Consider the following 25,779-nt stretch of genomic DNA (forward strand, 5'->3'; position numbering starts at 1 on the left):
ATGCAATTTCGCAACGGCCCCATCGGCCTCGTCTTTCACACGCTGTTCATCCTGTTCATCCTGGCGCCCATCGTCATGGTGTGCGCGGTGGCGTTCACGTCTGAAGGCTTTATTTCGCTGCCTTCGGGCGGGCTGTCGCTGCGCTGGTTCCGCGCCATCCTGGACAACCCGCGCTTTGTCGATGCGTTCTGGTTCAGTCTGGGCCTGGGCACGCTGTCGGCCACGCTGGCGATCGGACTGGCCGTGCCCAGCGCATTGGCGATCGCGCGCAACCGCTTCACGGGCCGCGAAGCGCTGGTGGCGTTCTTCCTGTCGCCGCTGATGATTCCGCACGTGGTGCTGGGCCTGGCGTTCCTGAAGTTCTTCACGACCGTGGACCTGGCCGGCACGTACTTCGGCCTGGTCGTGGCGCACGTGATTCTGGTCATGCCGTACGCGCTGCGGCTGGTGCTGGCCTCGGCAACGGGCATCGATCCGGCGCTGGAGCGCGCGGCGCAGTCGCTGGGCGCGTCCAACTGGACGGCATTCCGGCGCGTGGTGCTGCCGCTCTTGCTGCCGGGCGTGGTCAGCGGCTGGGTGATCGCGTTCATCACCAGCTTCGACGAACTGACGATGTCGATCTTCATCGCCTCGCCGTCCACCACGACGCTGCCGGTGCGCATCTTCCTGCATATCGAAGACACCATCGATCCGCTGGTGACGGCGGTGTCGGCGGTGCTGATCTACGTGACGATCATTGCCATATTCATCCTGGACCGCGCGGTCGGCCTGGAGAAGCTGTTTGTAGGAAAGGGACGCTGATGACGGAAGAGAAAGAACTGGCGCCGCGCGCGCCCGTGCACCGCGGCATCTACGATGCGGCGGTGATCGGGGGCGGTCTGGTCGGGTCGGCCGTGGCCTACGGGCTGCGCCGCGAACTGGACCACGTGGCCGTGCTGGACGAAGGCGACGTGGCCTATCGGGCTTCGCGCGGGAACTTCGGCCTGGTGTGGGTGCAGAGCAAGGGCATGGGCCTGCCGCGCTACGGCGTGTGGACCATGACGTCGGCCACCGGCTGGCCCCGGCTTGCCGCCCTGCTGCAGGAAGAGACCGGGGTCGACGTGCACCTGGAGCAGCGCGGCGGTCTGCACGCGCTCCTGAGCGACGAAGAGGTCGAGGCGCGCACGCGCTTCATGGACACGCTGCTGGCGCAGCCGGGCATGGCGCAGTACGAGTGGAAGATGCTGGATCGCGCCGAGGTCGCGGACCTGGTGCCGGGCATCGGACCCGAGGTGCGCGGCGCGACGTGGACGCCGGTGGACGGCATCGCCAATCCGCTCAAGCTGCTGCGCGCGCTGCACATGAGTTTTGCACAGCGGGTTGTGGATTACCTGCCGCAGCGGCCGGCGCAAAGCATCAGCCTGCGTGACGGCGTGTTTGAAATCGCCACACCCGGTGGCACGGTGCGCGCGCACAAGGTGGTGCTGGCCTCGGGGCTGTCCAACAAGCAGCTTGGCGAGCAAGTCGGGCTGGATGTGCCGGTGCGGCCGCAGCGCGGCCAGATCGTCGTGCTGGAGCGCACGCGCCGCATGCTCGAGACGCCGTTGTCCACGCTGCGCCAGACCGACGAAGGCACGTGGCTCATCGGCGATTCGCAGGAAGAGGCCGGCTATGTGGACAACCTGGTTGGCCTGCCGATCCTGGGCACGCTTGCCGACCGCGCCGTGCGCACGCTGCCCGCGCTGCGGGACGTGCGCGTGGTCCGCAGCTGGGCGGCGCTGCGTGTCATGTCCAAGGACGGCTTTCCGATCTATCAGCAATCCGAAACGTGCCCGGGGGCCTTCGTCGCCACCTGTCACAGCGGCGTGACGCTCGCCGCCGCGCACGCGCTCAACTTGGCGCCCATGATCGCCGCCGGCAAGCTGGCCGACGACATGGCGCCTTTCTCGACCCGGAGGTTTCATGTTCAAGCGGCTTGACGAGGCGCAGCGGCAGGCGCAGGGCGCGCCGGTGCGGGTAACGGTCAATGGCGCCGAAATGCTGTGCCGCCAGGGCGACAGCGTGGCGGCGGCGCTCTTTGCGGGCGGCGTGCAGGCCTGCCGCGACACGGCCGTCAACGAGGTGCCGCGCGGCCCCTATTGCATGATGGGCGTGTGCTACGACTGCCTGGTCACCATCGACGGACAAGCGAACCAGCAGGGCTGCATGACGCCCGTGCGGGAAGGAATGAAGATCGAGCGCCAGTTGGGCGCGCGCAAGGTGCAGGCATGATCGACACGATGCAATGCGATTTGCTGGTGGTGGGCGCCGGTCCGGCCGGTTTGGCAGCGGCGACGCTGGCCGCGAACCTGGGCGTGGATACGATGCTGCTCGATGAGCAGCCCGCGCCCGGCGGCCAGATCTACCGCGCCATCACCACCACCCCGGTCACCAACCGCGGCATCCTGGGTGAAGACTACTGGCACGGCGCGACGCTGGTGCCGCCGTTCCAGCAGTCCGGTGCGCGCTACGTGCCGGGGGCGACCGTCTGGGCCGTGGCGCAGCGCACCGCGCCCGAGCCGGCCGACGGTTTCGAGGTGGCGTACTCGGTGGCGGGCGAGGCCCGCATCGTGCACGCGCGCCGCCTGCTGCTGGCCACCGGCGCGCAGGAGCGGCCCTTCCCGATTCCGGGCTGGACGCTGCCGGGCGTCATCACCGCGGGCGCGGCGCAGATCCTGCTGAAGTCCTCCGGCGTCGTGCCGTCCGATCGCACGGTGCTGGCCGGTTGCGGTCCGCTGCTGTATCTGGTGGCCTGGCAATACCTGAATGCAGGCGTGAAGGTCGACGCGCTGCTGGAAACCACGCCGCCCGGCCGCATGGGCCAGGCTCTGCCCAAGGTCTGGGGTTTTCTGCGCTCGCCGTATCTGGGCAAGGGGCTGAAGCTGCTGCGCGCGGTCAAGGCCGTCGTGCCCATCGTCAAGGGCGTGACGGCGCTGCAAGCGCTGGGCGACGGCAAGCTGCAAAGCGTGCGCTACACGGCTGGCGGCGTCACCAAGACGTTGCCCGCAGATCAGCTGATGCTGCACCAGGGCGTGGTGCCCAATGTGAATCTGTCTCGCGCGGTGGGCGTGGCGCACCGCTGGAATGACGCGCTGGACTGTTGGGAGCCTGACGTCGACGAATGGGGCACGACAGGGGTGGACGGGGTCGGCATGGCCGGTGACGGCGCGGGCATCGCCGGGGCGCTGGCGGCCGAGCATCGCGGCCGGCTGGCCGCTCTGCAGGCCGCGCATCTGCTGGGCCGCATCGATGCGGACAAGCGCGACAGCGAAGCAGCTGCGCCGCGCGCGGCGCTGGCGCAGGCCGTGCGCGGCCGCGAATTCTTCGACACGCTCTACAAGGCGCCGGAGGCGTTCCGGCGGCCCACGGGCGACACCATCGTGTGCCGCTGCGAGGAAGTGACCGCCGCGCAGGTGCGCGAGACCGTCAAGCTGGGCTGCAGCGGGCCGAACCAGATGAAGGCTTTCCTGCGCTGCGGCATGGGTCCGTGCCAGGGCCGCTTCTGCGGCCTGACGGTGTCGGAACTCATTGCCGAGGAGCGCGGCGTGCCGACCGAGGAAGTGGGCTATTACCGGCTGCGCTTTCCGACCAAGCCGCTCACGCTGGGCGAACTGGCCTCGCTGCCCCAGACCGACGATTCGCGCCAGGCCGTCGTCCGCCTGAAGAAATGACGGGTGGACACCATGACCGTTCACCCGCGGGCGGCTGAAGTCATCATCATCGGCGGCGGGCTGCATGGCAGCTCGGCCGCGCTGCATCTGGCGCGCGCCGGCGTGCGCGCGCTGGTCATCGAAAAGAACTACGTGGGGCGTCACGCCTCCGGCGTCAATGCGGGCGGCGTGCGCACGCTGTCGCGCCATCTGGCCGAAGTGCCGCTGGCGCTGGCCTCGCGCGAACTCTGGTATCGCATCGGCGAGCTGGTGGATGACGATTGCGGCTTTGAGCAGCACGGGCAGGTGCGCGTCGCCGAAAATGCGGCGGATGCCGAGACGCTGCGTGCGCGGCTCAAGACCATGACCGACCACGGCTATACCCACGAGCAGTGGATAAGTCGCGAAGACCTGCTGGACTTGATTCCCGCGATTGCGCCCACGGTGCAAGGCGGCCTGATCGCGCGCGAGGACGCGGCGGCCGATCCCTACCGCACCACCCTCGCCTTTCGCATGAAGGCCGCCAGCCTGGGCGCGCGCTTTCTGGAAGGCGTACGCGTGCAAGGCGTGACGCGGCAGGACGGGCAATGGCGCGTGCAGACGGATGACGGCGTGTACACCGCGCCGCAGGTGCTGAACTGCGCGGGCGCGTGGGCGGATCGCATTGCCGCGCAATGGGGCGAGCCGGTGCCGCTGCTACCCATCAGTCCGATGATGCTCGTCACGCTGCGCATGGATCACTTTCTGGATCCCGTGGTGCTGGGCACGGGCCGCGCGCTGTCGTTCAAGCAGCGCACCAATGGCACCGTGCTGATCGGCGGGGGCCGGCGTGCCTGGGTGGACCGGGATGCCGAATGGACCGAACTGGATTTCCGCTCGCTGGCCGAGGGCGCACGCACGGTGGTGGACCTTTTCCCGCATATGCGCGACGCCATCGTGAACCGCGGCTGGGCGGGCATCGAGGCGGCCATGCCCGACGAAATCCCCGTGATCGGGCGCAGCAGCCGGCATGAAACTGCCTTTCACGCCTTCGGGTTTTCGGCGCACGGCTTCGAGCTGGGGCCCATCGTGGGCCGCATCATGGCCGACCTGATCACGACCGGCGCGACGGACCTGCCGATAGCGCCATTCCGGATTGAACGTTTTTCGGATGCCGGCATGGCATCCGCCCCATCGACCAAGGAGCAAGACGAATGAACGATATCGTGCGCAGGGAAACCAACGAGCGCCTCTCCCGCATCGTGATTCACGGCGACACCGTCTATATCGCGGGGGTGACGTCGACCGCGGAGGGCGGCATCGAGGCCCAGACGCGCGACGTGCTGGCCAAGATCGACGGCTATCTGAAGCAGGCGAGCACCGACAAGTCGCGGCTGCTGTCCGTGCAGATCTGGCTCAAGGACATCGCGCGCGACTTTGCCGGCATGAACGCCGTGTGGGCCGAGTGGGCGCTGCCGCGCGCGATGCCCACCCGCGCCACCTGCGAGGCCAAGCTGGCCTCGCCCGACATGCTGGTGGAGATCATCGTGACGGCCGCGGCGCAGCCGGCTTACGTCAACGGGCCGACGTCTGAAAGCTGACTTGGCCGGGGCGGCCCGGCAGGTGCAGCGTGGCGGTGGCCGGCGGCGTGGTCGCCACCACCTTGCCCGCGCGCAGCACCATCAGGCGCGTGGCGCGCAGGCGCAATGCCTCGACCGCGTCGCGCGCCTGCAGCAGCACCAGGTCGGCGCGCTTGCCGACCGCCAGGCCCGTCTCGTCCAGGCCCAGGATCTTGGCGGGCGTGGTCGTCACCGCTTCAAAACAGGCGCGCATCGCGTCCTGTCCCGTCATCTGGCCCACGTGCAGGCCCATGTGCGCGACTTCCAGCATGTCGCCTGAACCCAGGCTGTACCACGGGTCCATCACGCAGTCGTGGCCGAAGGCGACCGGCACGCCGGCCGCCATCAGCTCGGGCACGCGCGTCATGCCGCGGCGCTTCGGATACGTGTCGTGGCGGCCTTGCAGCGTGATGTTGATGAGCGGATTGGCAATCGCCGACACGCCCGCTTCGCGGATTAACGGAATCAGCTTGGACACGTAGTAGTTGTCCATGGAATGCATGGACGTCAGGTGCGAGCCCGTCACCCGGCCGGAGAGGCCGAGCCGCTGCGTGTGATACGCCAACGTTTCAATGTGACGCGACAGCGGATCGTCGCTTTCGTCGCAGTGCATGTCCACGCGCAGGCCGCGTTCGGCGGCCAGTTCGCACAGGATGCGCACGGATTCGGCGCCGTCCTGCATGGTGCGCTCGAAATGCGGAATGCCGCCCACCACGTCCACGCCCATGTCCAGCGCGCGTTTCAGGTTGTCCAGCGCCCCGGGCGCGCGCAGCACGCCGTCCTGCGGGAAGGCGACCAGTTGCAGGTCCAGGTAGGGTTTGACCTTTTCGCGCACGTGCAGCAGCGCTTCCGTTGCCAAGAGGCGCGGATCGCAGACATCCACGTGCGAGCGAATGGCCAGCAGCCCGCGCGCCACGGCCCAGTCGCAATAAGCCAGCGCGCGTTCGACCAGCGCTTCCTGCGTGAGCAGCGGCTTGAGCTCGCCCCACAGCGCAATGCCTTCGAGCAGCGTGCCCGACTGGTTCACGCGCGGCAGGCCAAAGGACAGCGTGGAGTCCATATGGAAATGCGCGTCGACGAAGGGTGAGCTCACCAGTTGCCCGGCGGCGTCCACCGTCTGCGCGGCCTCGGCTTTCAGGGCCGGTTCCAGCGCGGCGATGCGGCCATCGGCCACGCCGATGTCGATGTTGGTGCGGCCGTCGGGCAGCGTGCAGTGCTTAAGAATCAGGTCAAGCATGCGTGTTCCTTGCGAAGAATGTCAGTGGCGTCATGGCGTCCCGTCACCGTTCGCCTTTGCGGTAAGGCTTCATCAAGGCCTGCGGGTAGGCGGCGCGGCGCGCCATGAACACCAGGGCCAGGATGGACAGGATGTAGGGCAGCATCAGATACACCTGATACGGCAGTTCGGGCATGCCCGGCAGCGCCGCGCCGCCTTGTTGCAGGCGCAGTTGCAGCGCGTCGAAGAACGCGAAGATCAGGGCGCCTAGCAGCGCCTTGCCGGGCCGCCACGACGCAAACACCACCAGCGCCACGCAGACCCAGCCGCGGCCGTTGACCATGTTGAAGAAGAACGCGTTGAACGCGGCCAGCGTCAGGAAGCTGCCCGCCACGCCCATCAGCGCCGACCCCGCCACGATAGCGCCGATGCGCAGACGCGTCACGGACAGGCCCTGGCCTTCGGCGGCGGCGGGGTTCTCGCCCACCATGCGCACAGCCAGCCCCACCGGCGTGCGGTTCAGCACCCAGGCAAGGATCGGCACGGCGGCCAGCGCGATCAGCGTCATGGGCGTCTGCCCGGCCAGGACGGGGCCGATCAGCGGAATTGCCGCCAGGAACTTCATCTCGGCAAAGGGGGTGATCGTCGGCGGCGCGGACACGCTGGGGAACGTGACGCGGTAGGCAAAGTAACTGAGGCTGGTGGCCAGCAGCGTCACGCCCAGGCCCGAGACGTGCTGCGACAGGCCCAGCGGCACCGTCAGCACGGCGTGCAGCAGGCCGAACACGGCGCCGGCCAGCGCGGCGGCCAGCACGCCCACGTACAGCGGCGCGCCCAGGTAGACGACCAGCCAGCCTGTGAAGGCGCCGGCCACCATGATGCCCTCGATGCCCAGGTTCAAGACGCCGGCGCGCTCGCACAGCAGCACGCCCAGCGTGCCCAGAATCAGCGGCGTGGCCAGGCGCAGCACGGCCACCCAGAACGCCGAGGAACTCATCAGATCCATCCATTCCATGGCGTGCTCCTCAAGCCTTGTTGCGGCGCAGGCGGTACTGCGCGAATAACGTCGCGACCAGCATGGCGAGCAGCGAAGTGGCGACGATGACGTCGGCGATGTAGTTGGGCACGGCGATGGCGCGGCTCATGCTGTCGGCGCCGACCAGCATGCCGGCCACGAAGATGCTGGCCAGGATCACGCCCAGCGGATGCAGGCCGGCCAGCATGGCGACGACCACGCCCGTGTAGCCGTACCCCGGCGACATATCCAGCGTGACGTAGCTGGTGCGCCCCGCGACCTCGATGGCGCCGGCAAGGCCGGCCAGCGCGCCGGACAGCATGGCGGTGCCCAGCATCACGCGGTTCACCGGCAGGCCCAGAAAGCGCGAGGCGTGGGCATTGGCGCCCACCGCGCGCATCTGGAATCCAAAGACGGTGTAGCGGTTCAGCAGCCACAGGCCCAGCGCCAGGCCGGCGGCCCACAACAGGCCCGTGTGGGCGCGCGTGCGTTCGATGAGCTTGCCCAGTTCCAGGTCGCCGTTTAGCGCCACCGATTGCGGCCAGCCCATCGCCATCGGATCCTTCATCGGGCCGTCCAGCATCATCGACACGAACAGCAGCACGATGAAGTTGCCCAGCAGCGTGGTCACCACCTCGTCGACGCCCAGGCGGGTTTTCAGGAGGGCCGGAATCAGCAGCAGCAACGCGCCGGCCAGCGCCGCGGCCAGCATCATGCCGCCAAACAGCACCGGCACCGGCAGGTCAAAGCCCGTGCCGTCATGCAGGCCGCCCACGGCCACCGCCGCCAGCGCGCCCAGGTAGAGCTGCCCTTCCGCGCCGATGTTGTAGAAGCGCGCGCGGAAGGCCACGGCACAGGCAAGGCCCGTCAGCATCAGCGGCGTGGCGCGCGTCAGGGTTTCGGACAGCGCGAAGCGCGTGCCGAACGCGCCCTCGAACAGCAGCGCGTAGGTGCGGCCGACGGGGGCGCCCGCCCAGGCCACCAGCAGCGTGCAGACCGCCAGCGTGAAGAGGATGGCCGCGATGGGCGCCAATGCCAGCGCAAGGCGGCTGGGCTCGGGGCGGCGTTCCAGGATCAGTTTCATGGGATGCTCAAAAGTGAAGAAAGCCGGGCGGTACGGTTCGCACCGTCACGCCCGGGTTCCCGTCATGGCCAGGCCGACGGTGGCCGGCGTCCATTCGGCCACCGGCTTGACCGCGACCAGCTTGCCGCCGCACAGCACGGCGATGCGGTCGGCCAGCGCAAAGATCTCTTCCAGGTCCTCGGACACCAGCAGCACGCCGGCGCCGCGGGCGCGGGCGGCCAGAAGCTGCTCGCGCACGTAGGCGACCGCGCCGATGTCCAGGCCCCAGGTGGGCTGATCGGCCACGATGAAACGCGGCTCGCGCGCCAGCGTGCGTCCAAGGATCAGCTTTTGCATGTTGCCGCCCGACAGGCTGCGCGTGCGCACGTCCAGCGAGGCGGCGCGCACGTCGAACTGCTTGGCCAGCGACGCCGCGTAGGCCTTGCCCGCGCGGGCGCGGATCAGGCCGTGACGCGCGAAGCGCTTGTCTTTCAGGTCTTCGATGATGGCGTTTTCCCACAAGGGGCTGTCGCCGATCATGCCTTCGCCGTGGCGGTCTTCCGGAATGCGGCCCACGCGCGCGGCGGTCCAGCCGGCGGGCGTCGTCGGCGCCGCAGCGTGTTCCGGACCCAGCCGGATCGTGCCGTCCGAGGGCTGGCGCAGGCCGGTCAGCACCGACACCAGCGCCTGTTGGCCGTTGCCGGCCACGCCGGCGATGGCCACGATTTCATGCGTGTGGACCACGAGGTCCAGGCTGTCCAGGCGCGGCGCGCCATCGCGGCTGTCGCGCACGGTGACCTGGGACAGCGTCACCACGGGCGCGGCCTGCTCGGCGGCCGAAGCGGCCTCGGCGCGCGGCATGACCACCTTGCGGCCCACCATCAGTTCGGCCAGTTCCGCGGGATTGGTGCCCGCGGTGTCGCGCTCGGCGACCAGCTTGCCTTGCCGCAGCACGGCCACGCGGCGCGATACGGCCATCACTTCGTCCAGCTTGTGCGAAATGAAGATGACCGCCAGTCCTTCGTCGACGAAGCCGCGCAACGTGGCAAACAGGTCCTGCACTTCCTGCGGCGTGAGGACGGCGGTGGGCTCGTCCAGAATCAGCACGCGGGCGCCGCGGTACAGCGCCTTCAGGATTTCGACGCGCTGTTTTTCACCGACCGACAGCGTGCCCACGCGCGCGTCCGGGTCCACGCCCAGGCCGAAGCGCTGGCCCAGTTCCACGAGGCGCTTGCGGGCCTGGCCGCGGCCCGAGGCCAGCTTCCAGAGCGATTCGGTGCCCACCATGATGTTGTCCAGCACGGTGAGGTTGTCGGCCAGCGTGAAATGCTGGTGCACCATGCCGACGCCCGCCGCCAGCGCGGCGTCGGGCCGGCCGGCGGGCAGGGGCTTGCCGAAGACTTCGATACTGCCGGCGTCGGCCACGTAGTGGCCGAACAGGATCGACACCAGGGTCGATTTGCCGGCGCCGTTCTCGCCCAGCAAGGCCAACACTTCGCCCTGGCGCAGCGTGAGCGAAACATCGTCGTTGGCCGTCAGGCTGCCGAAGCGTTTGGTGATCCCCGTCAGTTGCAGGGCGAGAGGCGCTTGATTCATCGTGCCGAGGACTTGGGTTCTTTGTCGTTGACCTTGACGGTGAAGCTGCCGTCCAGGATCGCCTTTTCCTTGGCCTGGACCTTGGCGATCAGGTCGGCCGGGATCTTCTGTTCAAAGGTGCCCAGCGGCGCGAGCGACGAGCCCTTGTGCTTCATCAGCGAGTACTGGCCGAAGTCTTCGGCCTTGAACGTGCCGGCCTTGACCTGCTTGAGCGCTTCGTCGATGGTCGGCTCCATGCTCCACAGCGCCGAGGCGACGACCGTCTCGGGGTATTGCGGCTGGGTGTCGATCACGTTGCCGATGGCCAGCTTGCCGCGTTCCTTGGCGGCGTCCGACACGCCGAAGCGTTCGGCGTACAGCACGTCCGCGCCCTTGTCGATCATCGCGAAGGCGGCTTCCTTGGCCTTTGGGGGATCGAACCACGAGCCGATGAAGGTCACGGTGAATTCGGCCTTCGGATTGATTTCCTTGGCACCCTCGATGAAGGCCTGCATCAGGCGGTTCACTTCGGGGATGGGATAGCCGCCCACCAGGCCGATCTTGCCGGTCTTGCTCATGCCGCCGGCGATCATGCCGGTCAAGTAGGCCGGTTCCTGGATGTAGTTGTCGAACACCGAGAAGTTGGGCTGCTGGGGCTTGCCCGACGAACCCATCAGGAAGGCGGTCTGCGGATAGTCCTTGGCGACCTTGCGGGCGGCGGCTTCCACGGCGAAGGCCTCGCCCACGATCAGCTTGTTGCCTTGTTCAGCGTACTGGCGCAGCACGCGCTCGTAGTCGGCGTTGGTGACGTTTTCCGAGAACGTGTACTCGATGTCGCCACGGTCGCGCGCGGCCGACAGCGCCTTGTGGATGCGCGATACCCATTGTTGTTCGACCGGCACCGTGTACACGGCGGCGACCTTGGTCTTGGCGGGCGCCTGGGCCAGGGCCGCGCCCGAGAACAGCGTTGCGCCGGCTGCAGCCAAGGCCAGCTTGAGCAGGCCGCGGCGGGCGATGCCGCCGGCGGTCGAAAGGGAAAGGGATTTCATGCAGGTGACTCCTACGCGGGGAAGGACAGGGAATGGGGATGAGGGGGGATGACGCCCGCAGCACGGAGGCCGCTGCGGCCGGCAGGCATGCCGGGCAGATCGTGCGTGAACGGGGGCGTGGGCTCGGTCATCGGATGGGAGCGCCAGGCGGCGCACCCGCCCGAATGGTCGAGTTCTCAGCCTGTCCTGGCGAAGCAATTTGTATGCCACGGGGCAGTCCCGCGACAAGGCGGGCAAACCTGATGGCCGGGCAGAATTATAGGCACCCTGGCGGGGAAGCGTGGCACCACATTGGTGCGCCGCGTCTCTGAAGGCGGGGCATGGGCGGGGATGCCGGGCGTGAATGGAACAGACCGTTGCCGCGCGGCTGGCAGGGTCTATGGTCCCGGCGCGCAGCCGCGCGCCTAAAATCCGCGGATGAGCCGCGCCGCGCGCGGCAAGCTGGAAATCCCATGCAAGATATTCAATTGCTGCTCGAGCAGTACGGCGGGTGGCTGGTGTTCGGCAACGTCCTCATCGAGCAGGCCGGTCTGCCGGTGCCCGCCTATCCCATGATCATCGCGGCCGGCGCGCTGGCCGGCGCCGGCGGCTGGCTTGTGCCGCTCCTGGCCGCGACCGCCGCCTGCCTCATCGCCGACAGCCTGTGGTACTGGGCCGGGCGGCGTTACGGGTCGCGCCTCTTGGGCGTGGTCTGCAAGGTGTCGCTGTCGCAGGATTCGTGCATCCGCCAGACGCAGCGCCTGTATCTGCGCATCGGCGTGCGCGCGCTCTTGGTGTGCAAGTTCCTGCCGGGCGCGGGCGCGTTGTCCACCGTCATGGCGGGGCTGACCAACACGCCGTACCGCCGCTTCTTTCTCTACGACCTGGCCGGCGCGCTGATCTGGGTAGGCTCGGCCCTGCTGCTGGGCGGCCTTTTTCACAGCGTAGTAAACGACGTGCTGGACATCCTGGGCACCTACGGCCCGATGGGGCTGGCGGTGCTGGCGGGCGTGCTGGCACTGTACATCGTGGCGCGCTTTCTGCGGCGCAAGATCCTGCTGCGCAGCCTGCGCGTCATTCCGCGGCTGTCGGTGGACGAACTGATGCAGTGGCGCCAGAGCGGACGCGATGCGCTGGTCTTCGACGTGCGGCCAGAGGCCCAGCGCGATGCCGCACGCATTCCGGGCGCCGTGGCCGTGGACCTGAAGCAGCCGCTGCCCGCGCTCGATCCCGGCGCGATCGATTCCGACATCGTGGTCTATTGCGCATGCCCGAATGAAGTGTCGGCCGCCCTGCTGGCCTCGCGGTTGCGTGCGGCGGGCTACCGCAAGATCTGGGCGCTGCGCGGCGGCTACGATGCCTGGGCCGAACGCGAACAGCAGGCCTGAAGCGTCCGGCGCATGGCCCCTCGGGGGGGCGGGCGCTGGGCGGCGCGCCAGACCCGGGCGCATAATGCGCGCATTGGCCCGCGCCCGACGCGGGCAGCCAACAGGAGACAGGCATGCGGTTGTTGTTCTTGGGCGCCGGCGGCACCGGCGGATACTTTGGCGGACGCGCGGCGCAAGCCGGCGCGGACGTGACGTTCCTGGTGCGCGAGCCGCGCGCCGCGCGCATCCGCGAACACGGACTGCGCATCCAGAGTCCGCTGGGCGATGCCACGCTGCACCCCAAGCTGGTCACGCAGCAGACGCTGAAGGACAGCTACGACATCGTCGTCTTGTCGTGCAAGGCCTACGACCTGGACAGCGCCATCGAGGCCATCCGTCCGGCCGTGGGTCCCGACACCGCCGTGCTGCCCATCATGAACGGCGTGCTCCAGTACGACGTGCTGGACCGCGAGTTCGAGCCGCATCGCGTGCTGGGCGGCCTGTGCCAGATCAACGCCACCCTCGGTCCCGAAGGCGAAGTGGTCCACCTGGGCAAACACGCCAACCTGGTGTTCGGTGAACGCGCCGGCCCTGCCCGTAGCGAGCGCTGCGTGGCGCTGGAGCAGGCGTTGGCGGGCGGCGAATACGTCAGCCGCCTCAGCGAAAACATCTACCAGGACATCTGGGAAAAATACGTCATGCTGACGACGCTGGCCGCCGCCACCTGCCTGATGCGCGGCTCGGTCGGCGAGATCGCATCCACCGACGACGGCGTGGACTTCCTGCTCGGCCTGCTGCAGGAATCGCAGGCGGTCGCCGCGGCCTCCGGCCATACCGTGCGGCCCGAGGCGGACGCCACCGTGCGCAAGCTGCTGTCCGACCGCACCCAGCCCATGACTGCCTCCATGTTCCGCGACCTGCGCCAGGGCCTGCCCGTGGAAGCCGACCACATCGTCGGCGACATGGTCCGCCGCGCCCGCACGCTGGGCGTGGACGCCACCTACCTGCGCGTGGCTTATTCGCACCTGCAGGTCTACCAGGCGCAACGCGCCGCCCGCTGATCGCGGGAGCGGCCCCCTGTTCAAGCGGGGCCGCCGGGCGCACACTGATTGCGCGTGCCGCGGCGTGCGGCGCGCGTCCGGTCATCTCGCGCGGCTGCCGGTTCGCACCCATTGGTGCACGGTTTGCAAAAAACTCTTCCTGGTTAGCGGGTTTTTCGTTCGGATTTGACCGAATAGTATGGCTTGGCCTGAGCCGAAGCCCGCGCCGCCGCAATCGTGCGGCGGCCGCTCCCGGCCCATCCCTCCCAGGAGCAAGACCATGAAAATCGCATTGATCGGCATTACCGGCCGCGTGGGGTCCCGCGTGGCGGACGAATTGTTGAAGCGCGGCCACCAGGTGACGGGCATCGCCCGCAACCCGGCCGACGTCAACGAGCAGCCGGGCTTGACGGTCCGGCAGGGCGATGCCACCGATCCCGAAGGCCTGACCCCGATCCTGACCGGCCATGACGCCGTCATCAGCGCCACGCGTTTCGTGTCCACCGATGCCAAGCCCCTTCTGGCCGCCGTGAAGAACGCCGGCGTGCCGCGCCTGTTGGTGGTGGGCGGCGCGGGCAGCCTGCTGGTCGCGCCCGGCAAGATGCTGATCGACACCCCCGAGTTCCCGGACGCCTACAAGCCCGAGGCGCGCGCAGGCGTCGTGTTCCTGGACACGCTGCGCCAGGAAAAGGTGCTGAACTGGACCTTCCTGTCGCCCTCGGCCATGTTCGAGCCCGGTGAGCGCACCGGATCCTTCCGCGTGGGCGACGACAATCTGCTGGCCGACGACGAGGGCAAGAGCTGGATTTCCATGGAAGACTACGCAATCGCCCTGGCCGACGAAGTCGAAACGCCGCGGCATTCGCGCCGCCGCTATACCGTCGGATACTGATGCTGCGCCGCGTTTGTTTGTAAACTGGCAGGCCGCCAGCCGGCGTCATTTGAGTAGTCCTGTATGCGTATGAAGTGGAAATCCTTGGCTGCCTGCCTGCTGGTCGCCGCCAGTTGCGTGGCGGCTGCGCCGGCGCTTGCGGCCGCGCCGCAGTCGAACAAGGAAATTGCCGTCGCGTTCTTCCGCATGATGTTCCAGGACCGCGATATCGACGAGGCGGTGCGCCTGTACGTCGGCCCGAACTACACCCAGCACAATCCGTACATGCAGGACGGCGTCGGGCCGATGGTCGACTTTTTCCCGCGCTACTTCGAGCAGCATCCGCAGGCCATCGTCGAGATCAAGCGCGTGATCGCCGAAGGCGACCTCGTCATGATCCACAACCTGTGGCGCGACTCGCCCGAAGACCGCGGCCAGGCAGTGGTCGACATCTTCCGCCTTGAAGGCGGCAAGATCGTCGAACACTGGGACGTGAGCCAGGAAATCCCCGAGAACCCCGCCAACAAGAACGGCATGTTCTAGGCTGCCCATGATCGAACCCGTCGACCTGCCCCGCGCCTATCTGCTTTTGAACCACGGCCCGACCGTGCTGGTGACCAGCGCGCACGGCGGCGCCCGCAACGTCATGGCCGCGGCCTGGGCCATGCCGCTGGACTTCAGTCCGCCCAAGATGCTGGTGGTGGTGGACAAGAACACCTGGACGCGCGAGCTCATCGAAGCCTCGGGCGAATTCGCGCTGTGCATCCCGTCGCGCGCGCAGGCGCACGCCACGCTGCAGGTGGGTTCGCACTCGGGGCGCGACGAAGACAAGTTCCAGGCCAGCGGCCTGACCACGTTTGCCGCCAGCAAGATCGGCGCGCCGCTCATTGAGGGGTGTCTCGGGTGGCTGGAATGCAAGGTCATCCCTGAACCCCACAATCAGCAGGCCTACGACCTTTTCATCGGCGAGGTCGTGGCCGCATGGGCGGCGCCGGACGTGTTCTCGGGCAACCGCTGGCACTTTCCGGCCGACGAGCGCCGTTCGGTGCATTACGTGGCCGGCGGCTCCTTCTTCGCCACCGGCGATGCCTTCAACGTCGCCGATCCGGAGTAAGGGCCATGCGCAGCGTGTATCTGGCGGGTTTCGACGTCTTTCTGCCCGACGCCGTGGCCCACGGCGAACGGCTCAAGACGCTGTGCGCCACCTACGGTTTCGAGGGCGTGTTTCCGCTGGACAACGCGGCGCCGCCGGACCTGTCCGGACAGGCGCTGGCGCAATGGATCTATCGCGCCAACGTCGCGCTGATCCGCCGCGCCGACATGGTGATGGCGAACCTGAATCCGTTTCGTGGCGCCGAGCCCGATTCGGGCACGGCCTTCGAGGTGGGTTACGCCATCGCCTGCGGCAAGCCCGTGTGGGGCTACACCGGCCAGTCCGGCAGCCTGATCGATCAGGTGGCGGTGGGGGCGGCGGCCGACGACGGCGCATCGCGCATGGTCGACGCCCAGGGCCATACCGTCGAGGACTTCGGCCTGAGCCTTAACCTGATGCTGGCGTGCAGCGCGCGCATCGTGAATGGCGGTCCGGCGGACTGCCTGGCCAGCATGGCGCGCAACTGACGTTTGATGCCAGCAGCTAGGCGCGCGCGGCCTTCGTCTTTCTGGCGGCGCCGGCTGGCGCGCCCAGATACCCCATCACTGCATCCACCACCGCGGCCTCCAGCTGCTTGGGCGTGAAGCCCGCCGGCGGCGCCAGCGCGGCCGCGTGCACCAGCGATTCCATGATGCGCAGGACCACGTAGGTCGCCAGATCCCGGTCCGCCTGCGCGATCTCGGCGCGGTGCAGTTCCAAGAGATGCCGCATGCGGCGGTGAATGTCCTGGTCCGCGCGGCTGTGTTCGTGCGGCTGGTCAAACAGCGGAAATTCCCGTTCCAGCACGCGATGCAACGCCGGCTCCAGCAGATGCGCGTGCAGCATGGCTTGCACGATTGCGCCCACACGCTCGCGCAGCGTGGCCGCCGGATTGCCGTTCAACACGTCGTCGATCACATCCAGCATCTGGTTGTCGTGCCGGTCATGCAGCGCGGCGATCAGCGCGTTCTTGTTGGGAAAGTACTGATACAGCGAGCCCACGCTCACGCCGGCCGTTTCCGCAATCAGATTCGTGTTGGTGCCGGCATAGCCATGCGTGGCCAAAACGTGAGCGGTGGCCTGCAGGATGGTGTCGACGGTGTGCTGGGACCTGAGTTGGCGCGGCGATTTCCGGGGCTGGGGGATAACGGTCATGGGTGGGGCAAAAGGCGAGTATTCGCGCGGATTATGCCATCCGCATCGGGGCTGCGATGGCGCGGCCCCACCCATTGCGGCCGGTCAGACGGTGGCCGCCATCTCCAGGACCTCGTCATCGATCGCTTCGGCCTGGCCGTCCTGCAGCTTTTGCAGGTGGTCGGCCAGTTCGGCGATGGTCAGCGCCACCAGGCCCTGTTCGGCGGCGTAGCGCTCCAGCGCCGCACCGCGCATCATCGTGCCGTCGGCGTTCATCAGTTCGCACAGCACGCCTGCCGGACGCAGCCCGGCCAGCACGGCCAGGTCCACCGAGCCTTCGGTGTGGCCGCGGCGCGTCAGCACGCCGCCCGGTTGCGCGCGCAGCGGAAACACATGACCGGGGCTGACGATGTCGTCGGCCTGTGCCGACGGCGCAATGGCGGCGCGGATCGTGGTCACGCGGTCCACGGCGGACACGCCGGTGCTTACGCCTTCGCGCGCTTCGATCGACACGGTGAAGGCCGTGGCAAAACGGCTCTGGTTGCGCTGGACCATGGGCGGCAGTTCCAGGCGGTCCAGCGTTTCGCCGGGCAGGCACAGGCAGACGATGCCGCTGCCGTCGCGGATGAGTTGCGCCATGACGGGCACGGTCAGCCGGTCGGCGGCCACGATCAGGTCGGCTTCGTTCTCGCGGTCAAAGTCGTCCATCAGGATGACGGGACGGCCCAGACGCAGATGATGCAGCGCGCGTTGCAAGCGGGCGGCAAAGGGCTGGGATGCCAGGCTGGGGAGGGGGGACTGCTGGGTAAAGGCAACGTTGGACATTGAAACGCTCTCGCAAAAGGATTGGGCGAAAAACGTTTCAGGGCTAATCGACAGCCGAACGCAATACGGCCAGGCGGACGCAAACGCGCCCGGCGCAGCCGAGTATGTGCCGGCACATCTTCTCTCATCCGGACTATGACCGTCGGCCCTGGCTTCTCACCAGGTCTGCTGACCCCGGCCAAATAGCTGGCCGGGCGCTCGCGGGCTCGCCACATTGCATGGCATACCGCCGGTGGGGAATTGCACCCCGCCCTGAAGACGTACTGCATGTCGTGTTAACGACCGAATGATTGTACGCCTGTCCGCGGGACGGGATTGAATATGCTTATTGCAGTTGTGGTCTTCGGAAAGCGCGGGACTGGCCCCGTGTTGCCGTCAGGCGGCCTCGGCGGCGCTGGCCTTTTTGGCCGCGGGGCCCTTATTGGTCTTGGCGGTCTTTTCGGTCTTTTCGGCCTTGGCGGGCTTCTCCACCTTCTCCGCCTTGTCGGCTTTCTTCGCCTTCTTGGCGGGCAGCGCCAGCATCGTGCCGCGGCACGGCGGCGTGCCGCAGAGGCACTTGTAGCCTTCCTTCAGCGCCTTGGTGATGCGCCCATCCAGCACCAGCCCGTAGTCGTACGACAGCTCGGTGCCGCGCGCGATGTCCTCTAGCGCCACGATGTAGACGCGCTTGCCGTGCTTGCCTTCCTGCGCCTCGCAATTGGGCTGGCAGGAATGGTTGATCCAGCGCGCGTCGTTGCCCTCGTCGCCGCCGTCGATCACGCGGCCGGAGCTGAGCGCGAAGAAGAAGGTGTGGAAGGGATCGTCCGGATTGGTCGGGTGGCGGCGGTCGGCTTCCTTGGCGCTGATGCGCTTGCCGCCGTACTCGATGATGCGCGTGCCCGCGGGAATCTTGCGGGCGGCGAAGACGCCATTGCCGTGCAGCTTGGAGCGGCGGACGGCGTACCAGGGCTTGATCGGGGTGTCTTCGGTGGTCATTGAAGGTCGCGTGTGGCGTGAGACGAAACAGAATTATATCGGCGGCCTCTTTGCGCGATCACAGGCGTATAGTGAGCGCCGGCTTGTCCCTTGTTTGATATTCATCATGATCGTCCGTCCGCGGCCCTCCGCGCTGGCTCTGTTCTTTGTACTGCGCGGTTCCATCATCCCGCGCATCCTCAGCAGGATCATCGTCATCACGGTGCTCTCCTGCGTGGTGGTGTGGATGTACCACCGCCAGTTCTTCTCGCCCGCGCATCTGACCGCGGTGCCGTTCTCGCTCTTCGGGCTGGCCCTGTCCGTCTTCATGGGCTTTCGCAACAACGTCTGCTATGACCGCTGGTGGGAAGCCCGCAAGCAATGGGGCGACCTCGTCGTGCAGGCGCGCAGCCTGGCGCGCGAGAGCGCCGTGCTGCTGGCGGCCAGCACCGCCAATCCCTTGCAGGAGCGTCTGGTGCGGCGCTGCATCGGATTCGGCTACGGACTGGCGGCGCGGCTTCGCGGGCAGGACATGGTCGAGGCGGTGCGGCCGTGGGTGCAGCAGGACGAGCTGGATTCGCTGGCCGGCTGCCGCAACGTGCCCGATGCCCTGCTACTGGCCATCAACCGGGATCTCGCGGCCTGCCTGCGGCGCGGTGAGCTGACCGACATCCTGTACCAGGGCCTGACTCAGCGCGTGGCGCAGTGCGCCGCCATCCAGGCGGCCTGCGAGCGCATCAAGTTCACGCCCTGTCCGTTCGCCTATTCGCTGCTCCTGCATCGCACGGCGTGGCTGTTCTGCCTGCTGCTGCCCTTCGGGCTGGTGGGCACGCTGGAGTTCCTGACGCCGCTTGCGGTGACCATCGTCGCCTACACCTTCTTCGGCCTGGACGCGCTGGGCGACGAGCTGGAAGACCCCTTCGGCGCGGACGAGAACGACCTGCCGCTGTCGGCGCTGGCCCGCGTCATCGAGATCGACCTGCTCGAAGGCCTGGGTGTGCGCCCCTTGCCCGAGCCGGCGGTGCCGGTGGACTACGTCCTGCGCTGAAACAGCTGGGCGGGGCGGCGGCTTACGACGCCGGCCCGGTCAGCGGCAGCTTGGTTTCCTTCAGCCGGCGCAGCACAAAGCAGGACTTGCTGTGCCGGATGCCCGGGATGCGGTAGAGCTGTTCGCGCAAGAGGCGCTCGTAGTCGCGGGTGTCGCGCACGGCGATGCGGATGTAATAGTCGTAGTCGCCCGACACCAGGAAGGCCTCCAGCACCTCGGGGATCTGCGCCAGCGCGCGGCCGAATTCATACAGCGTCTCTTCGCTGTGGCTCTCCAGGGTCACGTGGACGATGACCGTGTCCATGAAGCCCAGGCTGGCCGGATCGATGTCCACGGTGTAGCCGCGGATGACCCCGGCGCTCTCCATGCGTTTGATGCGGTTCCAGCACGGGGTGGACGACAGGCCGACCGCCGCGCCGATGTCGTTCAGGCTGGCGCGCGCGTTGTCCTGCAGCACCTTCAAAATGGCCAAGTCGAACTTGTCGAGGTTCATTTTCTTTGATTCCTCCAAATCAAAGATGAATTTACTCCGTCCGCCCGTTATCCGTGGAAAAGAAGATAAAAATTCTTCGGTTCTACCAATAAGATGGATAGCATGAACGATCGCCTGCACCCCACCGCCGCCGCCGCGCTTGCCGCCACCGAAACCGCCCCTGAAAACGGGGCGAAGATTTTGCTCGACACGCTGATTGCGCACGGCGTCGACACGGTCTTCGGCTATCCGGGCGGGGCCGTCCTGCCCTTGTACGACGCGTTGTACGCCGAGCCGCGCCTGCGGCACGTGCTGGTGCGCCACGAGCAGGCCGCCGTGCACGCGGCCGAGGGCTACGCCCGCACCACCGGCCGCACGGGCGTGGTGTTCGTGACCTCCGGCCCCGGCATGGCAAACACGACCTCGGGCCTGTTGGACGCCATGTGCGATTCGATCCCCGTGCTTTGCATCAGCGGCCAGGTGGCCACGGCGGCCATCGGCACCGACGCCTTCCAGGAATGCGACGCCATCGGCATTTCGCGTTCCGTCACCAAGTGGAACACCCAGATCCGCGCGGTGGACGACGTGGCTGGCGTGACGGCCCGTGCGTTTGAACTGACGCGCCAGGGCCGTCCCGGTCCGGTGCTGGTGGATTTTCCCAAGGACGTGCAGCTGGCGGTGCCGCGCGATAGCGGCGATGGCCTGGACGTGCCCTCGCAGCACAAGCTGGCCGCGCTGCGCGCGCGCCGCCAGTCGGGCAAGCTGGCGGCCAAGCTGCCGCAGTCGGCCGTGCGCCGCGCCGCCGCGCTGATCGCGCAGGCCAAGCGTCCCATCTTCTACGGCGGCGGCGGACTGGTGAACGCCGGTCCCGAGGCCTGCGAAGCGTTCACCGACTTGGTACGCCACACCGGCGCGCCTTGCACGCTGACGTTGATGGGCCTGGGCGCGTTTCCCGCGTCCGACCCGCAATTCGTGGGCATGCTGGGCATGCACGGCACGGTCGAAGCCAACCTCGCCATGCACAACTCGGACCTCGTCGTCTGCATTGGCGCGCGCTTTGACGACCGCATCACCGGCAAGCTGTCCGAGTTCTGCCCGCACGCCCGCAAGATCCATATCGATATCGATCCCGCGTCGATCAACAAGGTGGTGCGCGTGGACGTGGCGCTGGTGGGCGACTGCCTGCCGCTGGTGCGGGCGCTACGCGCCGAACTGGGCGACACCAGGCTTGAGCCCGCGCGCCTGGCGCCCTGGTTCAAGCGCATCGACGCCTGGCGCGCGCAGGACTGCCTGGGCTTCACGCCCGCGCCCGACGCCATCCTGCCGCAGCACCTGATGTCGCGCCTGAACGCCGCGCTGGCGGACCGCGATGCCATCGTCTCCACCGATGTGGGCCAGCATCAGATGTGGGCGGCGCAGTATCTGCGCTTTGACCGCCCGAACCGCTGGTTGACGTCTGGCGGCGCGGGCACGATGGGCTACGGCGTGCCGGCCGCCATCGGCGCGCAGGTCGCGCACCCGGACAAGACCGTGGTCTGCGTCAGCGGCGACGCGTCGGTGCTGATGAACATCCAGGAACTGTCCACCGCCATGCAGCACGAGACGCCCGTCAAGGTCGTGCTGTGCAACAACGGCTACATGGGCATGGTGCGCCAGTGGCAGGAGCTGATCCACGGCGGACGCTACAGCCACAGCTACAACGCGTCGCTGCCGGATTTCGTGGCGCTGGCGCGCGCCTTCGGCTGGGGGGCGGCGCGCGTGGATGACCCGGCCAAGCTGGACGCCGCGCTGGCCGAATGCCTGGCGCACGATGGCCCGTACTTCCTGGACGTGGCGGTCACGGCGCAGGAAAACTGCTTCCCGATGATGCCGGCGGGGCATGGCCACCAGAAGATGATGCTGGCCGAAGGCGTCTGGTATCAGGACGAGACGACTTGAGCGTTTCAAGGTGTCTGACACCCGTTGAGGCGTTGCGGCAGGCTGGAGATCATCTCCCCAGGGTGTCAGACACCGGAATCAGAACGCCTCAACGTAGGTGTCTGACACCCGTTGAGACGCAGCGGCAGGCTGGAGATCATCTCCCCAGGGTGTCAGACACCGGTGCGGCACCGCTGAAAAAGCCGGTGTCAGACACCGGCGCCAGCGCGGCACACGACGATTTCAGACACCCCGCCGTCTTCAAAACTGAATAGACAGCCCGCCGTCCACCACCAGCACGTGACCGTTCACATACGATGCCGCGGGTGACGCCAGGAACACGGCGGCCCCGGCGATTTCCTCCGGTTCGCCCCACCGCCCCGTCGGGTTGCGCGCCGCGATGCGCGGCCCGAATTGCGGGTCGGCCACCATATCCGCATTGGTCTCCGTGGCAAACGTCCCCGGCGCGATGGCGTTGCTGGTGATGTAATGCCCGCCGAATTCCGCCGCCAGCGCTCGCACCATCCCCGTCAGTCCCTGCTTGGCCGCCGGATACACCGCATCGCCCGCCCGCGCCAGCTCCCCCACCACCGACGTAATCGCAATCAACCGGCCGCCGCCCTGGCGCATCATGCGCTCGGCCGCGAACTTGGCCAGCAGCATGCCGGCCACCAGATCGGTGTCGATCAGCTCGCGGATTTCAGCGGGGCTGGTGTCCTGCAGCGTCTTGCGGTTGCGTGCACCGACGTTGTTGACCAGGATGTCCAGCCGTTCGTGTTCGCTGTCGATGCGCTGGAAGGCCGCTGCCATCGCCGCATCGTCGGTCACGTCGAACGGCAGCGGATGCGCGTCCAGGCCCGCGCCCGTCAGCTCGGCCACTGCCGCATTGACCGCGTCGGCATTGCGCCCGTTGATCAGCACGCGCGCGCCGCAACCGGCCAGTGCCCGCGCGATGCAAAAGCCCAGCCCGCGGGCCGAGCCGGTCACCAGCGCCACCTGTCCCGTCAGGTCGAAATTGCGCAGATACGGAAGGGTCTTCATCTTTCGGGCCTCGCTCATTCCCGGAACTCCGGCGCCCAGTGCAAGAGCCGCCGTTCGATCCACGTCACACAATAGACCAGCGCGATGCCGACGATGGACAGCAGCGTCACCGCCGCAAACATGTCGGTGGCGTTCAGCGTCGCCAGCGCCGTGATCATCAGATATCCCATGCCCGTGGTCGAGCCCACGAACTCGGCCAGCACCACGCCGATCAGCGCAAAACTGATGGCGTTGGGCAGCGCGGCAAAGGTCCAGGCCGCGGCCGTGGGGATGCGCACCCGCCACAGGATCTGGCGCGGCGAGCCGCCCAGCGTGCGGCAGAAATCGACAAGCTCGCGCTCCACGCTGCGCCCGCCCTTGTAGGTGTTGAAGAACACCAAAAAGAACACGACGAACCACGACGTGACCACCTTGGACGCCAGCCCCAGCCCGAAGAACATGGTGATGAGCGGCACGAACGCGATCCGCGGCATGGAATTGAACGCCACGATGAACGGATTGAACACGTCGGCCAGAAAGCGGCTGCGGCTGAGCGTCATGCCCACCACGAAGCCGCTGCCCACGCCCACCACCAGGCCCACCAGCGTCGCCTGCAGCGTCAGCCACAGGTGCGGCCAGACCGAGCGCGGCCCGGGTTGCAGCCATTCCCACAATCGCACGGCGACGCGCGAGGGCTGGCTGATGAAGAAGGGATCGAAAAGCGTGTTCTGGGTGAACCACGGTATGCGCGTGAGAATTTCCCACGAGCCCAGGATGACGGCAAGAATCAGAACCTGCCACAAGGTGATGCGCACGCGTCGCGCGGCGTTGGCGCGGCGGTCCAGCCGCAACTGGTCCTGCAGGGTGTCGGCGGTATCCATCGAATTCATGACTGTCGGTTCAGGCGGCGGCGCGGAACTGCTGGCCCAGCACGCTCCAGAGGCTTTGCACGTGGGAGACGAACTGCGGCGTTTCGCGCAGCGTGAAGACGTCGCGCGGATGCGGGATCTGGATGCGCTCGTCCAGCAGCACGCGGCTGGGCGGGCCGGACAGCACCACCACGCGGTCGGACAGCAGGATGGCTTCGTCCAGGTCGTGCGTGACCATCACGATGGTCTGGCCCAGCTTGCGCCAGATCTCCATCAGCTCGCGGTGCAGGTGGGTCTTGGTATGCGTGTCCAGCGCCCCGAAGGGCTCGTCCAGCAGCAGGATGCGCGGCTCGACCGCCAGGCTCATCAAGAGCGCCACGCGCCGGCGCATGCCGCCGGAAAGCTGATGCGGAAAGGCGTCGGCGAAGGCGCTCAGGTGACCCAGTTCCAGCAGTTCGGCGACACGCTTTGCGATCCGGTCGGCCGGCACGCCCTGAAACTTCAAACCCAGCGCCACGTTCTTCCTGACGCTGAACCACGGCAGCAGCGTGTCTTTCTGAAAGATGTAGCCCAGCGCGGGCGGCACCTGCCCGTCCACCACGCGGCCGTCCACCAGGATGGTCCCGGTGGTGGGCTGCAGAAAGCCCGCGATCATGTTCAGAAGCGTGCTCTTGCCGCAGCCCGACGGCCCGACGATCGACACGAATTCGCCTTCGTTGATCGTCAGGCTGACCTCGCCGACGGCGTGCGTCGTGCCCTGGCGCGACTGGTACGCCTTGCCCACCTTGTCCAGCGTGATCATCAAAGGCCCCGGGCTTTGCGCACGAAGCTCATGTTCACGCATTTGGCGTAAGGCACGGTCTTGATCTCTTCATTGGAGAACTGGCGCCCGTCGCCCATGATGGCCGTCATGCGGTTGTACGCGTCCTCGGTGATGATGTTGTCCTTCAGGAACACCGTCTCCTTGTAGACGCCCAGCGTCTTCTCGATGGCGGCGCGCGGGAAGGCGCTCAGGTAATCATCGTAGATGACGTCGGTGATGGCGGCCGCGCTGTTGGCGGTGATGAAGTCCTGCGCCTTGACCATGGCGGTCACAAACGCCTGCACGAGCTCGGGGCGCTTCTGGATGGTGTCTTGAAGCGTCAGCGCCGCGATGCCCGGCACGTCGCCGCCCATGAACTCGTTCCACGACGCTTCGGTGGTGGCGTCGAAGATGGGAACGCCCCAGCCTTCCTGGCGGGCCTGTTCCATCATCGACATGGTCGCCATGCTGGCCGCGACCGAGCCCGTCTTGAGTGCGCCCAGCATCGTCGCCAGATCGCCCAGGGGGCGGATGTCGACCTTGTCGGCCACGCCGGCCTTCTGCATCAGGTACAGCGCCATCAGCCACGTGCTGGACTGCGGCTGGGTCGCGCCCACGCGCTTGCCCGCCAGGTCCTTCAGCGACTTGATCTTGCCGCTGTCGAAGTCCTCTCGGCGCACGATGACGTTGGCGTACGTCAGCTTGCGGTCAAAGCCGAACACCAGTGTGGCGGGCTTGCCCGCGATGGTCAGCGCGGGCGCGGCGGTGGCCGCGGTGGCGCCAAAGGCGATCTGGCCGGCCGCCAGCAGCTGGTTGGTGCGCGGGCCGCTTTGCGAATTCAGATACTCGACCTCCAGGCCGCCTTCTCCGAAGAAGCCCTTTTTCAGCGCCACGTAGCCGGCCGCGAAAAAAGGGTCGATGCTGCCCTGGCCGTAGACGACCTTGCCCAGCTTGGGCTGCGCGAAGACGACGCGCCCATTGAGCAGGCCGAAGCTGGCCAAAGCGCAAGCGCTCGCCGCCAGCACGCGGCGGCGGGTGGTGAAGTCGGAGCTACGGGTCATGTCGTCCTCGGAAGTTTCTGGGTTGCAGCTGTTTGGCGTCAACAATACCCCAGCGATTGCTGCCCAACAATGGAAAACGCCCGGTCTCCCGGGCGTTTGGTCGT

The 25,779-nt window shown here is 67.5% G+C and carries 27 protein-coding genes and 1 riboswitch; of the genes, 14 read left to right on the forward strand and 13 right to left on the reverse strand.

Annotated features, from left to right (window positions below; all coding sequences use genetic code 11):
• From LN047_RS00195 to LN047_RS00220, 6 genes are read left to right on the forward strand one after another with little or no spacing between them, the layout of a single operon-like run.
• Nucleotides 1-801: an ABC transporter permease gene (locus LN047_RS00195; RefSeq protein WP_056327673.1), complete on the forward strand. Its 801-nt coding sequence runs from the start codon at nucleotides 1-3 to the stop codon at nucleotides 799-801.
• On the forward strand, nucleotides 801-1,958 hold the full coding sequence (locus LN047_RS00200) for an NAD(P)/FAD-dependent oxidoreductase (protein ID WP_373980873.1): 1,158 nt from the start codon (nucleotides 801-803) through the stop codon (nucleotides 1,956-1,958). The genes LN047_RS00195 and LN047_RS00200 overlap by 1 nt, the downstream gene beginning before the upstream one ends.
• Nucleotides 1,942-2,250 carry a (2Fe-2S)-binding protein gene (locus LN047_RS00205; RefSeq protein ID WP_056327675.1) on the forward strand — a complete coding sequence of 103 codons (309 nt, stop codon included), beginning with the start codon at nucleotides 1,942-1,944 and terminating at the stop codon, nucleotides 2,248-2,250. Before LN047_RS00200 ends, LN047_RS00205 begins: the two co-directional genes overlap by 17 nt.
• The gene (locus LN047_RS00210) at nucleotides 2,247-3,689 is read left to right on the forward strand and encodes an NAD(P)/FAD-dependent oxidoreductase (RefSeq protein WP_373980874.1); all 1,443 of its coding nucleotides are present in this window, start codon (nucleotides 2,247-2,249) and stop codon (nucleotides 3,687-3,689) included. Before LN047_RS00205 ends, LN047_RS00210 begins: the two co-directional genes overlap by 4 nt.
• Before the next feature lie 12 nt (nucleotides 3,690-3,701).
• Nucleotides 3,702-4,865 (forward strand): NAD(P)/FAD-dependent oxidoreductase, encoded by a 1,164-nt coding sequence (locus LN047_RS00215; RefSeq protein ID WP_373980875.1) that lies wholly within the window; start codon nucleotides 3,702-3,704, stop codon nucleotides 4,863-4,865.
• The gene (locus LN047_RS00220) at nucleotides 4,862-5,248 is read left to right on the forward strand and encodes a RidA family protein (RefSeq protein ID WP_313689324.1); all 387 of its coding nucleotides are present in this window, start codon (nucleotides 4,862-4,864) and stop codon (nucleotides 5,246-5,248) included. Before LN047_RS00215 ends, LN047_RS00220 begins: the two co-directional genes overlap by 4 nt.
• On the opposite strand, the gene LN047_RS00225 is transcribed toward LN047_RS00220, so the two are convergent.
• Genes LN047_RS00225 through LN047_RS00245 form a run of 5 tightly spaced genes read right to left on the reverse strand, consistent with a single transcriptional unit; the run spans nucleotide 5,223 to nucleotide 11,184 of the window.
• Nucleotides 5,223-6,503, reverse strand: a complete 1,281-nt coding sequence (locus LN047_RS00225; RefSeq protein WP_226847648.1) for an amidohydrolase family protein — start codon at nucleotides 6,501-6,503, stop codon at nucleotides 5,223-5,225. The two genes, LN047_RS00220 and LN047_RS00225, sit on opposite strands and share 26 nt — an antisense overlap.
• 43 nt (nucleotides 6,504-6,546) lie before the next feature.
• On the reverse strand, nucleotides 6,547-7,497 hold the full coding sequence (locus LN047_RS00230) for an ABC transporter permease (protein WP_062839334.1): 951 nt from the start codon (nucleotides 7,495-7,497) through the stop codon (nucleotides 6,547-6,549).
• Between the two features lie 10 nt (nucleotides 7,498-7,507).
• Entirely contained in the window at nucleotides 7,508-8,581 is a 1,074-nt protein-coding gene (locus LN047_RS00235) for an ABC transporter permease (RefSeq protein ID WP_056327680.1), read from the reverse strand.
• Between the two features lie 45 nt (nucleotides 8,582-8,626).
• Complete coding sequence (locus tag LN047_RS00240) at nucleotides 8,627-10,156, reverse strand: ABC transporter ATP-binding protein (protein ID WP_373980876.1); 1,530 nt, start codon at nucleotides 10,154-10,156, stop codon at nucleotides 8,627-8,629.
• Complete coding sequence (locus LN047_RS00245) at nucleotides 10,153-11,184, reverse strand: BMP family protein (protein ID WP_223573782.1); 1,032 nt, start codon at nucleotides 11,182-11,184, stop codon at nucleotides 10,153-10,155. The genes LN047_RS00240 and LN047_RS00245 overlap by 4 nt, the downstream gene beginning before the upstream one ends.
• 452 nt (nucleotides 11,185-11,636) lie before the next feature.
• Here LN047_RS00245 and LN047_RS00250 point away from each other — a divergent pair, with 452 nt between their 5' ends.
• The 6 genes from LN047_RS00250 to LN047_RS00275 all read left to right on the forward strand — a co-directional run bounded on the left by LN047_RS00250 (nucleotide 11,637) and on the right by LN047_RS00275 (nucleotide 16,061).
• Entirely contained in the window at nucleotides 11,637-12,551 is a 915-nt protein-coding gene (locus LN047_RS00250; protein ID WP_180099877.1) for a DedA family protein/thiosulfate sulfurtransferase GlpE, read from the forward strand.
• 113 nt (nucleotides 12,552-12,664) lie between these two features.
• Complete coding sequence (panE, locus tag LN047_RS00255) at nucleotides 12,665-13,591, forward strand: 2-dehydropantoate 2-reductase (protein WP_056327684.1); 927 nt, start codon at nucleotides 12,665-12,667, stop codon at nucleotides 13,589-13,591.
• A 259-nt stretch (nucleotides 13,592-13,850) separates the two neighbouring features.
• Nucleotides 13,851-14,462: an NAD(P)-dependent oxidoreductase gene (locus tag LN047_RS00260; RefSeq protein ID WP_062839340.1), complete on the forward strand. Its 612-nt coding sequence runs from the start codon at nucleotides 13,851-13,853 to the stop codon at nucleotides 14,460-14,462.
• A gap of 63 nt (nucleotides 14,463-14,525) precedes the next feature.
• Nucleotides 14,526-14,984, forward strand: coding sequence for a nuclear transport factor 2 family protein (locus tag LN047_RS00265; RefSeq protein WP_056327686.1), 459 nt, complete (start codon nucleotides 14,526-14,528; stop codon nucleotides 14,982-14,984).
• 7 nt (nucleotides 14,985-14,991) lie between these two features.
• Nucleotides 14,992-15,555: a flavin reductase family protein gene (locus LN047_RS00270; RefSeq protein WP_373980877.1), complete on the forward strand. Its 564-nt coding sequence runs from the start codon at nucleotides 14,992-14,994 to the stop codon at nucleotides 15,553-15,555.
• Nucleotides 15,556-15,560: 5 nt separating this feature from the next.
• Complete coding sequence (locus LN047_RS00275; protein ID WP_373980878.1) at nucleotides 15,561-16,061, forward strand: nucleoside 2-deoxyribosyltransferase; 501 nt, start codon at nucleotides 15,561-15,563, stop codon at nucleotides 16,059-16,061.
• Between the two features lie 16 nt (nucleotides 16,062-16,077).
• Here the strand turns inward: LN047_RS00275 and LN047_RS00280 are convergent, their stop codons facing one another.
• The 3 genes from LN047_RS00280 to LN047_RS00290 all read right to left on the reverse strand — a co-directional run bounded on the left by LN047_RS00280 (nucleotide 16,078) and on the right by LN047_RS00290 (nucleotide 18,507).
• Nucleotides 16,078-16,728, reverse strand: coding sequence for a TetR/AcrR family transcriptional regulator (locus tag LN047_RS00280; RefSeq protein WP_334167811.1), 651 nt, complete (start codon nucleotides 16,726-16,728; stop codon nucleotides 16,078-16,080).
• An 84-nt stretch (nucleotides 16,729-16,812) separates the two neighbouring features.
• On the reverse strand, nucleotides 16,813-17,532 hold the full coding sequence (ribB, locus tag LN047_RS00285) for a 3,4-dihydroxy-2-butanone-4-phosphate synthase (protein WP_056327690.1): 720 nt from the start codon (nucleotides 17,530-17,532) through the stop codon (nucleotides 16,813-16,815).
• A gap of 112 nt (nucleotides 17,533-17,644) precedes the next feature.
• Nucleotides 17,645-17,796: riboswitch (FMN riboswitch) on the reverse strand.
• Between the two features lie 111 nt (nucleotides 17,797-17,907).
• A complete protein-coding gene (locus tag LN047_RS00290) occupies nucleotides 17,908-18,507 on the reverse strand; it encodes an SET domain-containing protein (RefSeq protein ID WP_373980879.1) in 600 nt (199 codons plus the stop codon).
• A gap of 106 nt (nucleotides 18,508-18,613) precedes the next feature.
• On the opposite strand from LN047_RS00290, the gene LN047_RS00295 reads away from it, so the two are divergent.
• Nucleotides 18,614-19,534 carry a bestrophin family protein gene (locus tag LN047_RS00295; protein ID WP_056327692.1) on the forward strand — a complete coding sequence of 307 codons (921 nt, stop codon included), beginning with the start codon at nucleotides 18,614-18,616 and terminating at the stop codon, nucleotides 19,532-19,534.
• 22 nt (nucleotides 19,535-19,556) lie between these two features.
• Here LN047_RS00295 and LN047_RS00300 read toward each other — a convergent pair whose 3' ends face one another.
• Complete coding sequence (locus tag LN047_RS00300; protein WP_056327693.1) at nucleotides 19,557-20,027, reverse strand: Lrp/AsnC family transcriptional regulator; 471 nt, start codon at nucleotides 20,025-20,027, stop codon at nucleotides 19,557-19,559.
• Nucleotides 20,028-20,120: 93 nt separating this feature from the next.
• Between LN047_RS00300 and ilvB the strand changes: the two genes are divergently transcribed.
• Nucleotides 20,121-21,944 (forward strand): biosynthetic-type acetolactate synthase large subunit, encoded by a 1,824-nt coding sequence (gene ilvB, locus LN047_RS00305; protein WP_180099856.1) that lies wholly within the window; start codon nucleotides 20,121-20,123, stop codon nucleotides 21,942-21,944.
• 240 nt (nucleotides 21,945-22,184) lie between these two features.
• Here the strand turns inward: ilvB and LN047_RS00310 are convergent, their stop codons facing one another.
• Genes LN047_RS00310 through LN047_RS00325 form a run of 4 tightly spaced genes read right to left on the reverse strand, consistent with a single transcriptional unit; the run spans nucleotide 22,185 to nucleotide 25,675 of the window.
• A complete protein-coding gene (locus LN047_RS00310) occupies nucleotides 22,185-22,964 on the reverse strand; it encodes an SDR family oxidoreductase (RefSeq protein ID WP_373982093.1) in 780 nt (259 codons plus the stop codon).
• A 14-nt stretch (nucleotides 22,965-22,978) separates the two neighbouring features.
• On the reverse strand, nucleotides 22,979-23,824 hold the full coding sequence (locus LN047_RS00315) for an ABC transporter permease (protein WP_108006355.1): 846 nt from the start codon (nucleotides 23,822-23,824) through the stop codon (nucleotides 22,979-22,981).
• Between the two features lie 19 nt (nucleotides 23,825-23,843).
• Complete coding sequence (locus LN047_RS00320; RefSeq protein WP_193725346.1) at nucleotides 23,844-24,614, reverse strand: ABC transporter ATP-binding protein; 771 nt, start codon at nucleotides 24,612-24,614, stop codon at nucleotides 23,844-23,846.
• The gene (locus LN047_RS00325; protein WP_373980880.1) at nucleotides 24,614-25,675 is read right to left on the reverse strand and encodes an ABC transporter substrate-binding protein; all 1,062 of its coding nucleotides are present in this window, start codon (nucleotides 25,673-25,675) and stop codon (nucleotides 24,614-24,616) included. The genes LN047_RS00320 and LN047_RS00325 overlap by 1 nt, the downstream gene beginning before the upstream one ends.
• Nucleotides 25,676-25,779: the final 104 nt, after the last annotated feature.

The organism is Achromobacter sp. JD417, assembly GCF_041879325.1.
Lineage (GTDB): Bacteria > Pseudomonadota > Gammaproteobacteria > Burkholderiales > Burkholderiaceae_B > Achromobacter > Achromobacter mucicolens.